3 protein-coding genes are annotated in these 10,692 nt (G+C 75.7%); all 3 read left to right on the forward strand.

Features of this window, described 5'->3' with window-relative positions; genetic code table 11:
• Positions 1-30 precede the first annotated feature (30 nt).
• Positions 31-843 (forward strand): phytanoyl-CoA dioxygenase family protein, encoded by an 813-nt coding sequence (locus ACGF3I_RS11125; RefSeq protein WP_393130446.1) that lies wholly within the window; start codon positions 31-33, stop codon positions 841-843.
• Positions 840-1,943 (forward strand): zinc-binding dehydrogenase, encoded by a 1,104-nt coding sequence (locus tag ACGF3I_RS11130; RefSeq protein ID WP_393130448.1) that lies wholly within the window; start codon positions 840-842, stop codon positions 1,941-1,943. The genes ACGF3I_RS11125 and ACGF3I_RS11130 overlap by 4 nt, the downstream gene beginning before the upstream one ends.
• Before the next feature lie 124 nt (positions 1,944-2,067).
• Positions 2,068-10,689 (forward strand): type I polyketide synthase, encoded by an 8,622-nt coding sequence (locus ACGF3I_RS11135; RefSeq protein WP_393130450.1) that lies wholly within the window; start codon positions 2,068-2,070, stop codon positions 10,687-10,689.
• The last annotated feature ends 3 nt before the right edge of the window (positions 10,690-10,692 follow it).

A 10,692-nucleotide genomic window follows, 5' to 3' on the forward strand; every position in this document is an offset into this window, starting at 1 on the left:
CGCATTCCGAAACGTCTGGAGAGAAGCCCGATGCGTCTGACCCAAGAGCAGATCGACCGTTATCACGAGGACGGGTTCCTGCTGCTCGACTCCGCCCTCGGCGCCCAGGAGATCGAGTCGCTGCGCGAGTCCTTCGTGCGCGACTGCCAGGTACCCGGTCCGCAGCGGGTGGCCGAGGAGGGCCGGGACGAGGTGCGCGCCGTCTACGCCAGCCACCACCGCCAGGCCGAGTACGCCGCCCTCGTCCGCGACCCGCGCCTGCTGGAGCCGGTGCACCAACTGCTCGGCGACGACGTCTACATCTACCAGTTCAAGATCAACGCCAAGCCCCCGTTCGGCGGCGAGAAGTGGTCCTGGCACCAGGACTTCGCCGCCTGGCGGATCGCCGACAACCTGCCCGCCCCCCGGCAGGTCAACGTGGCCGTCTTCCTCGACGACGTGGACGAGTTCAACGGCCCGGTCATCTTCCTGCCCGGCTCGCACCGCGACGGGCTGGTCAACGAGGGCCGCAACGCCACCGCCAAGTCCGCCCAGCACCTCGACCCGGACGACATCGCCCTCAACGAACAGCAGCTCGCCGCCCTGGTGGGCCGGCGCGGCATGGAGAGCCCCAAGGGGCGGGCCGGCTCGGTGGTCCTCTTCTCTCCCGAGATCGTGCACGGCTCCGCGCCCAACATGTCACCGTTCCCCCGCCGCCTGCTGATCATGACGTACAACGACACGTCCAACCTGCCCAGTTGGCCGGGTGAGCCGCGTCCGGAGTACGTGGTGTGCCGCGACACCGAGCCGCTGCGCACCCTGGACACCACCTTCCTCGACGCCCTTGAGGGGGTGCCGGCATGAGGCGCGCCCGGGCGGTGGTCCTGGAGGACTTCGGCGAGCCGCTGCGGCTGCGGGAGTTCGAGGTGCCCCCGGCGCCGGCCGGCGGCATGGTCGTCGCCTGCCGTCACGGCGGGGTCTGCGGTACCGACCTCCACCTGCACCAGGGTCACCTGCCCATCCCCACGCCGCTCGTACTCGGACACGAAGGCCTGGGCACGGTCGAGGAGTTCGGGCCCGGCACCCCGGCCCGGGACGCCGCCGGAGCCGAACTGCGCGTCGGCGACACGGTGATGTGGGCGTCGTCCATCGCCTGCGGCACCTGCGTGCCCTGCCGCCTGCACCGCGAGCCCACCCTCTGCGAGAACCGCCGCACCTACGGCGTCAACCGGGCCATCGCCGACGGCTCCGAGCTCGCCGGAGCCTGGGCCGAGGCCATCGTCCTGCACGAGGGCGCCACCGTCGTCCGCCTGGACGAGGGCATCGACCCGCTCGCCGCCATGTCCTTCGCCTGCGCCGGGCCCACGGTCGTGCACGCCCTCTACGAGCGGCGGCCGGTCCGGGTCGGCGAGACCGTCGTCGTCCAGGGCAGCGGTCCGGTGGGGCTGGCCGCGGCGGCCCTCGCCCACCTGGCCGGCTCGTCGAAGGTGATCGTGGTCGGCGGCCCGCGCGGCCGGCTCGACCTGGCTGCCAAGGCGGGCATCGGCGACGTGCACATCGACGTGACCGGTCCCGGCGGGGTCGAGGCCGCTCAGGAGGCCGTGCTCGCGGAGACCGGCGGCCGCGGAGCCGACCTGGTCATCGAGTGCGCGGGCGTGCCCGCCGCGGTGGCCCAGGGCCTCACGATGGCCCGCCGCGGCGGCTCGTACCTGGTGATCGGCCAGTACACCGACGCGGGGGACACCCTGTTCAACCCGCATCAGATCGTCCACCGCCAGCTCGACGTGGTCGGCTCGTGGGCGTTCACCGGGGCTCACCTGACGGAGTACGTGAAGCTGCTGCCCGCGCTCACCGCCCGGTTCGACCTGACGGCCCTGGTGACCTCCTACCCGTTGGCCGACCACGGCGAGGCACTGGCCGCCGTCGCCGCCGGGACCACGCTCAAGGCCGTGCTGTCGAGCTGACGCCGGCCGCGCCCCGCACCCGGCCCGCCCCCGGCGCCGCCGCGCCCTGCCACCCCCCACACCCCTGCCCGCACCGCACCCGCACCCGTACCGCCAGGCCCGAGACGAGGGGACACGAGTTCACATGCTGACCGACGAGGAGACCGCCGCCCCCGGCCGGGCCGGCGACGGCACCGCCGACCGCGAGGCCATCGCCGTCGTGGGCATGTCCTGCCGGGTGGCCGGAGCCGCCTCCCTGGACGCCTTCTGGCGACTGCTCAGGAGCGGCACATCGGCCGTCACGCGCGACGGGCGCACCGGGCGGTGGGCCGGGTTCCTCACCGGCAAGGACGAGTTCGACGCGGAGTTCTTCGGGATCACCCCCCGCGAGGCCGACGCGATGGACCCGCAGCAACGGCTCGCCCTCGAACTGGCCTGGGAGGCACTGGAGGACGCCCGCCTGGTGCCGCACCGGCTCGGCGGCACACGCACCGGTGTCTTCGTCGGCGTCATCAACGACGACTACGCGACCCTGGTGCGCCGCACCGGCCCGGCGGCCATCAGCGGTCTGACGGCCGCCGGACTCCACCGGGCCATGACCGCCAACCGGCTGTCCTACCTCCTGGGACTGCGCGGACCCAGCCTGACCGTGGACAGCGCCCAGTCCTCCTCGCTGCTCGCCGTCCACCTCGCCTGCGAGAGCCTGCGCCGCGGCGAGTCCACCCTCGCCGTGGCGACCGGCGTCAACCTCATCCTCGCCGAGGAGAGCACCCTCGCCATGGAGCGGATGGGCGCGCTCTCCCCCGACGGCCGCACCCACACCTTCGACGCCCGCGCCCACGGCTACGTACGCGGCGAGGGCGGGGCCACCGTCGTCCTCAAGCGGCTCGCCGACGCGCTGGCCGACGGCGACCGGGTGCACTGCGTCATCCGCGGCGGCGCGGTCAACAACGACGGAGGCGGCGCGAGCCTGACCGCGCCCGACCGCGACGCCCAGGAGCAGCTCGTGCGCACCGCGCTGCGCCGCTCGGGCCTGGGGCCCGAGGAGATCGGGTACGTGGAGCTGCACGGCACCGGCACCCCGGTCGGCGACCCCGTGGAAGCCGGCGCCCTCGGGGCAGCGCTGGGCGCGGGCCGCGCGCCCGGAAGGCCGCTCGCCGTGGGGTCGGTCAAGACCAACGTCGGCCATCTGGAAGGGGCTTCGGGCATCGTCGGCCTGGTCAAGACCGCCCTGTGCCTGGCCCACGGCGAGCTCGTGGCCACCCTCGACCACGAGGAGCCCAACCCGGCGATCCCGCTGGACCGGCTGGGCCTGGCGGTGCAGACCGGGCGGGCGCCCTGGCCGACGCGGGCCGGCCGGGTCCGCGCGGCCGGGGTCTCCTCCTTCGGCATGGGCGGCACCAACTGCCATCTGATCCTCACCGAGGCGCCCGCCCCGGCCGAACGCGAGCGGGGCGCGAGCCCCGCCGCCCCCGCCCTGACCGGCGCCGGCACCCCCTGGGTGCTCTCCGGCCGCACCGAGCCGGCGCTGCGCGCCCAGGCCGCCCGGCTGCTCGCGCACCGCGCCGCCCGCCCCGGCCTCACCCCCGGCGACCTCGGCCGCTCCCTGGCACTGACCCGTACCGCCTTCGCGCACCGCGCCGTGGTGGTCGCCGCGGACGAGGCCGGGCTGACCGCGGGCCTCACCGCCCTCGCCGCGGGCGAGGAATCCGCCGCGGTGGTGCGGGGCGCCGCCGGGCCCGACACGACCGGCGCCGTGTTCGTCTTCCCGGGCCAGGGCTCGCAGTGGACCGGCATGGCCCGCGAACTCCTGGACGGCGCACCGGCGTTCCGCGCCGAGATCGCGGCGTGCGAGACGGCCCTTTCCCGGTACGTGGACTGGTCGCTCACCGAGGTGCTGCGCGGCACCGCGGGCGCGCCGTCCCTGGACCGGGTCGACGTGGTCCAGCCCGCCCTGTTCGCCGTGATGGTCTCGCTGGCCGCGCTGTGGCGCTCCTGGGGCGTGACGCCGACCGCGGTGGTCGGCCACTCCCAGGGCGAGATCGCCGCCGCCTGTGTGAGCGGCGCGCTCAGCCTGGACGACGCGGCCCGCGTGGTGGCCCTGCGCAGTGCCGTCATCGGGCGCCGACTGGCCGGGCGCGGGGCGATGGCATCCGTCGCGCTGCCCGCCGCCGCCGTCGCCGAACGGCTGCGCGGCCGCTTCGCCGGGGTGGAGATCGCGGTGGTCAACGCCCCGTCCGCCACGGTGGTGTGCGGGGACCCCGCGCTGCTCGACGCGCTGGCCGCCGACCTCGAGCGGGAGGACGTCCGGGTCCGCCGGATCGACGTGGACTACGCCTCGCACTCCGCGTACGTGGAGGAGATCGAGGCCGAACTCCTCGCGGCGCTCGCCCCCGTCACCCCCCGCACCCCCGACATCCCCTTCTACTCCACGCTGTTGGGCACCCGGCTCGACGACGAGCCGCTGGACGCCACGTACTGGTACCGCAACCTGCGCGGCACCGTCCGCTTCCAGGAGACCGTCGAGGCCCTGCTCGCCGACGGCCACACCGCTTTCGTCGAGCCTTCCCCCCACCCCCTGCTCACCACGGCCGTGCAGGCCATCGCCGAGGAGCACGGCACCGGCGTCGCGGCGGTGGGCTCGCTGCGCCGCGAGGACGGCGGCCCACGCCGGTTCCTGACCTCGCTCGGCGAGGCGTACACCCGCGGACTGCCGGTGGACTTCGGCGCCGCCTTCCCCGGCGCGCGGAGCGTGGACCTGCCCACCTACGCCTTCCAGCGCCGGCGGCACTGGCTGGCCGAGCTCGAAACGGACGACGCCGCCGCGACGCCGGTCCCGCCGTCCTCGCCCGGCACCCCCGCCGCCGGTCAGGACATCGTCGAACCACCGCCGCTGGTAAGGGAGTTGGCGGCACTCGGCGGGCCCGCCGAACGCGGGCGCCGCCTGCTGCGCCTGGTGCGGGCCACCACCGCCGCCGTACTCGGCCTGGCCGGGCCGGAAGCGGTCGAGCCGGCCGTCACCTTCAAGAACCAGAGCGTGGAATCCCTCACCGGGGTCGAGCTCCGCAACCGTCTCCAGGCGGCCACCGGGCTCAAACTGCCCACTACCCTCGTCTACCAGTGGCCCACCCCGCAGGCCCTGGCCGCCCACCTCGCGGCCGAACTCGCCGAACTGCCCGACACCGCGGTCCCCTCCGCGCCGTGCGCGCCCGAACTCCCCGGCGCCGCCGTGCCGTCCGCCCCCTCCGCGTCCGAGGACGCCCAGAACGGATCGGCCCCCGAAGACCCCCACGCCGACCCGATCGCGGTAGTGGGCATGGGCTGCCGTTTCCCCGGCGGCGTGGAATCCCCCGAGGACCTGTGGGACCTGGTCGCCTCGGCCGCGGACGTGGTCGGCGGCTTCCCGGCCGACCGGGGCTGGGACGTGGACGGGCTCTACGACCCGGAGCCCGGCCGGTCCGGCAGGTCGTACGTCAAGGAGGGCGGTTTCCTGCACGGGGCCGCCGCGTTCGACGCGGGCTTCTTCGGCATCTCCCCGCGCGAGGCGACCGCGATGGACCCGCAGCAGCGGCTGCTCCTGGAGACCTCCTGGGAGGCGCTGGAGCGCGCGGGCATCGACCCGACGACGCTGCGCGGCACCGACGCGGGCGTGTTCGTCGGCGCCATGGCACAGGACTACGGCCCGCGCCTGCACGAAGGCTCCGAGGGCGCCGAGGGGTATCTGCTCACCGGCACCTCCACCAGCGTCGCCTCCGGCCGCATCGCCTACACCCTCGGCCTCCAGGGCCCGGCCGTCACCATCGACACGGCCTGCTCCTCGTCGCTGGTGGCCCTGCACCTGGCCGTCCAGTCCCTGCGCGCGGGCGAATCCTCGCTGGCCCTGGCCGGCGGCGCCGCGATCATGCCCACGCCGGGCATCTTCGTGGAGTTCGGCCAGCAGCGGGGCCTGGCCCCCGACGGCCGCAGCAAGGCCTTCGCGGCGGGCGCCGACGGCACCAGCTGGAGCGAGGGCGTGGGCCTGCTCGTCCTGGAGCGCCTGTCCGACGCGGTACGCAACGGCCACCGCGTGCTGGCCGTCGTGCGCGGTTCCGCCGTCAACCAGGACGGCGCCAGCAACGGCCTCACCGCCCCCAACGGCCTCGCCCAGGAGAAGGTGATCCGCCAGGCCCTCGACCGCGCCGGGCTCGGCCCCGCGGACGTCGACGTCGTCGAGGCCCACGGCACCGGCACCAGACTCGGCGACCCCATCGAGGCCCAGGCGCTGCTCGACACCTACGGCCAGGAGCGGCCCGCCCAGCGGCCGTTGCTGCTCGGCTCCCTCAAGTCGAACCTCGGCCACACCCAGGCCGCCGCCGGGGTCGGCGGCGTCATCAAGATGGTGATGGCGCTGCGGGCGGGGCTCGCCCCCAAGACCCTGCACATCGACGAGCCCACCCCGCACGTCGACTGGTCCGCGGGCGCGGTCGAACTGCTCACCGAGGCCCGGCCCTGGCCCGAGACGGGCCGTCCGCGCCGCGCCGCCGTCTCCTCCTTCGGCATCAGCGGCACCAATGCCCACCTCATCCTCGAACAGGCCCCCGACGCCGCCGACCCGGCCCCGCCCGCCGACGCGGGGCGCCCGCCCGGAGCGCTCGCGGCCCTGGTCCTCTCGGCCCGCTCCGAGCAGGCCCTGCGCGCCCAGGCGACCCGGCTGGCGGACCGCCTCACCACGGACCAGGCCCCCGCCGTCACCGACGTCGCCCACTCCCTCGCGGTGACCCGCGCGGGCTTCGAGCACCGTGCCGTGGTCGTCGGCGCGGCCCGCGAAGAACTGGCCGCCGCCCTTGCGGCCGTGGCCACCGGAGCGGAGTCGCCCGCCGTCACGCGGGGGAGTACGGGCCCCGAGAGCGACACCGACGGCGCCGTGTTCGTCTTCCCCGGCCAGGGCCACCAGTGGACCGGCATGGGACGCGAACTCCTCGACAGCGCACCGGTGTTCCGTGCCGCGATCGAAGCGTGCGAGGCAGCCCTCTCCCGGTATGTGGACTGGTCGCTGACCGAGGTGCTGCGCGGCGCCGAGGGCGCGCCCGGCCTGGACCGGGTGGACGTGGTCCAGCCGGTCTCCTTCGCCGTGATGGTCTCGCTGGCCGCGCTGTGGCGCTCCTGGGGCGTGACGCCGACCGCGGTGGTCGGCCACTCGCAGGGTGAGATCGCCGCCGCCTGTGTGAGCGGCGCGCTCGGCCTGGACGACGCGGCCCGTGTGGTGGCCCTGCGCAGCATCGAGATCGCCCACCGGCTCGCCGGTCGTGGTGGCATGGCCTCGGTGGCGCTGCCCGCCGACGAGGTGACCCGGCGAATTGCCGACCGGGGTGGCCTGCTCAACGTCGCCGCCTTCAACAGCCCCCACTCCACCGTCCTTTCGGGCGAGCCCGAGGCGCTGGCCGCGTTCGTCGAGGAGATCCGCCACGACGGCGGCCGGGCCCGCCTCATCCCTGTCGACTACGCCTCGCACTCCGCGTACGTCGAGGAGATCCGCGACGGCGTCCTGGCCGCCCTCGCCCCGGTCACCCCCCGCGCCCCCGACATCCCCTTCTACTCCACGCTGTTGGGCGCCCGGATCGGCGACCAGCCGCTCGACGCCTCGTACTGGTACCGCAACCTCCGGGGCGCCGTCCGCTTCCAGGAGACCGTCGCCCTGCTCGCCGAGGCAGGACACCGCTGCTTCATCGAGGTCAGCGCCCACCCCGTGCTCACCACCGGCATCGAGGAGACGGTGGAGGAGGCCACCGGCACCGAACCCCTGCTCGTGACCGGCTCGTTGCGCCGCGACGACGGCGGCCTGGACCGCTTCGCCGCCTCGGCCGCCGCCGCCCACGTCCGCGGTCTCCCCGTCGACTGGAACGCCCTGCACGCCCAGGCCGCCCCGCGCCGGATCGACCTGCCCACCTACGCCTTCCAGCGCGAGCGGTACTGGATGGACCAGCCCCGCCCGGCCACCGCCGCCACGGACCTCGGCCTGGAGAGCGCCGGCCACCCCCTGCTCGGCGCCCGCCTCGACCTCGCCGACGGCGGCCCGGTCGTCTTCACCGGCACCCTCGCCCTGCGCGATCACCCGTGGCTCGCCGACCACGCGGTCCTTGGAACCGCCCTGCTGCCCGGCACCGCCTTCGTCGACCTGGCGCTGCACGCCGGCACCCGGCTCGACCACCCCTGCCTCGACGAACTCGTCCTGCACGCGCCCCTGGTGCTCACCGACGGGCAGCCCGTCCGGCTCCAGGTCGTCGCCGGGGACACCGACGCCACCGGCCGCCGCCCCGTCTCCGTGCACTCCCGGCCGGAGCCCGCGCCGGGGGAGCCCGGGGACCATCCCTGGACCCGGCACGCCACGGGCTGGCTGGTGCCCGGCACCCCGGCGCCCGCCGCCGACCCGCTCTGGCCGCCGGCCGGCGCCCGGCCGGTGGACCTCTCCACCCGGTACGCCGAACTCCTCGCGCAGGGCTACGAGTACGGGCCCGCCTTCCAGGGGCTGCGCGCCGCCTGGCAGGGGGACGGCGAGGTGTACGCCGAGGTCGCCCTGCCCGCGGCCCAGGCCGCGGAGACCGGGTTCGGGATCCACCCGGCCGCCCTCGACGCGGCCCTGCACGCCATCGGCCTGCTCGCCGCGCCCTGCGCCCCCGGCGGTCAGGAGGCCCGGGACGCCGAGGAGGCGGGCCGCCCCCTGCTGCCCTTCGCGTGGCACGGCGTCCGGCTGTACGCACACGGCGCGACCGCCCTGCGCGTCCGGATGACGCGTACGGAGGGCGGCGCCGTCCAGATGGCCGTCGCCGATGTCACCGGGACCCCCGTCGCCGAGGTCGAGTCCCTGGTCATGCGGCCGGTGGACCCGAAGCGGCTGGTGAGCGGCGGGCGCGGTACCGAGCACCTGTTCGCCGTGGAGTGGGCTCCCGTCCCGCTGCCCGAGGCCGGGACCGGAACGTCCGCTGCCCGCCTGGCCGTACTCGGTGTCCCCGAAGCCGTGCCGGGCCTCGGCGCGGCCACCGCCCACCCGACGCCGGCCGCCCTGCTCGCCGGCCTCGACGCCGGGGAGGTTCCGCCCGACCTGCTCTTCGTGCCGGTGACCGCCCCCGCGGCGGCCGACCCGGCCACCGCCGCGCGCCACCTGACCCAGGAACTACTGGCGACCGTCCAGATCTGGCTGGCCGACGAACGGCTGGCCGCCACCCGGCTCGTGGCGCTCACCCGCGGAGCCGTCGCCACCGGCGCCGAGGACGGATGCGCCGGCCTCGCCGAGTCCGCCGCCTGGGGCCTGCTGCGCACCGTGCAGAGCGAGTACCCGGACCGCAGCCTCCTGCTCGACACCGACGCGAGCGGTCCGGCGGACGCCTCCGCGGCCGCCCTCCACGCGGCGGTCACCGCGGCCTTCGAGCGCGCCGAGCACCAGCTCGTCCTGCGCGAGGGCATCGCCTACGCACCGCGCCTGACCCGCGCACGGACACCGGACGCGGCCCCCGGCGACGCCCCGGCACTCGACCCTGAGGGAACGGTCCTGATCACCGGCGGGACCGGCACCCTCGGCGCCCTGGTGGCCCGCCACCTCGTCACCGAACACGGCGTACGACAGCTCGTACTGACGAGTCGTCAGGGGTCGGCGGCTGCCGGTGCGGCCGAACTCGTCTCGGAATTGGCCGAGTTGGGCGCCCGCGCCCAGGTGGTGGCCTGTGACGCCGCGGACCGCGACGCCCTCGCCCGGACCCTGGACGCGATCGACCCGGCCCACCCGTTGACCGCCGTGATCCACGCGGCGGGTCTGCTCGACGACGCGACCGTGCCCTCCCTGACCGCCGGACACGTCGAACGCGTGATGCGTCCCAAGGCCGACGCCGCCTGGCACCTGCATGAGCTCACCCGCGAACGGAACCTGTCGGCCTTCGTCCTGTTCTCCTCGGTCGCGGGCACCCTGGGCCTGGGCGGCCAGGCCAACTACGCGGCGGCCAACGTCTTCCTGGACTCCCTGGCACACCTGCGCCGGGCCCAGGGGCTGCCCGCCCTCTCCCTGGCCTGGGGCCTGTGGCAGCGGGCCAGCGGCATGACCGGCGAGCTGACCGGGGCCGACCTGGCCCGGATGGCCCGCTCGGGAGTCGCCCCGCTGTCCACCGCCGACGGCCTGCGGCTGCTGGACGCCGCGCTCGTGGCCGACGCGCCGCTGCTCGTCCCGGTCGCCCTGGACACGGCGGCCCCGCGCCGCCGGGCCGCCGACGGCACCGCGCCCCAGCCGATGTTCCGCGGCCTGGTGCGCGTCCCCGCCCGGCGGACCGAGGCGGCCCAGGCCGGCCCCGCCACCCCCGCCGACGGCGGCGGACTCGCCCAACGGCTCGGCCCGCTGGACGCCGAGGGGCGCCGCGACCTGGTGCTCGACCTGGTCCGCCACTGCGCGGCCGTGGTACTCGGCCACGGCTCGGCCGAGAAGGTGGACCCCGAACGGGTCTTCGGCAAGCTCGGCTTCGACTCGCTCACCTCGGTCGACCTGCGCAACCGGCTGAACGCGGCCACCGGTCTGCGGCTGCCCGCCACCCTGCTCTTCGACTGCCCCACCCCGGCGGCCGTCACCGAGCGGATCCTGGCCAAGCTCACCCCCGCCCCGGCACCCGCGCCCGTGCCGCCCGTGCCGTCCGTCCAGCCCCTGGCGGTCGGGGCGCGACCGGCGGACGAACCCGTCCTCGCGGCCATCGAGTCGGCGAGCGACGACGAAATCTTCCAGTTCATTGAAAGCGAACTCGGCATCTCATGAGGA

It is taken from the genome of Streptomyces sp. NPDC048111, assembly GCF_043202815.1.
Classification (GTDB): Bacteria; Actinomycetota; Actinomycetes; order Streptomycetales; family Streptomycetaceae; genus Streptomyces.

Bases quoted from the DNA above. Each gene is read 5' to 3' on its own strand.
- ACGF3I_RS11130 (WP_393130448.1), top strand. From the start codon at position 840: ATGAGGCGCGCCCGGGCGGTGGTCCTGGAGGACTTCGGCGAGCCGCTG.
- ACGF3I_RS11125 (WP_393130446.1), top strand. From the start codon at position 31: ATGCGTCTGACCCAAGAGCAGATCGACCGTTATCACGAGGACGGGTTC.
- ACGF3I_RS11135 (WP_393130450.1), top strand. From the start codon at position 2,068: ATGCTGACCGACGAGGAGACCGCCGCCCCCGGCCGGGCCGGCGACGGC.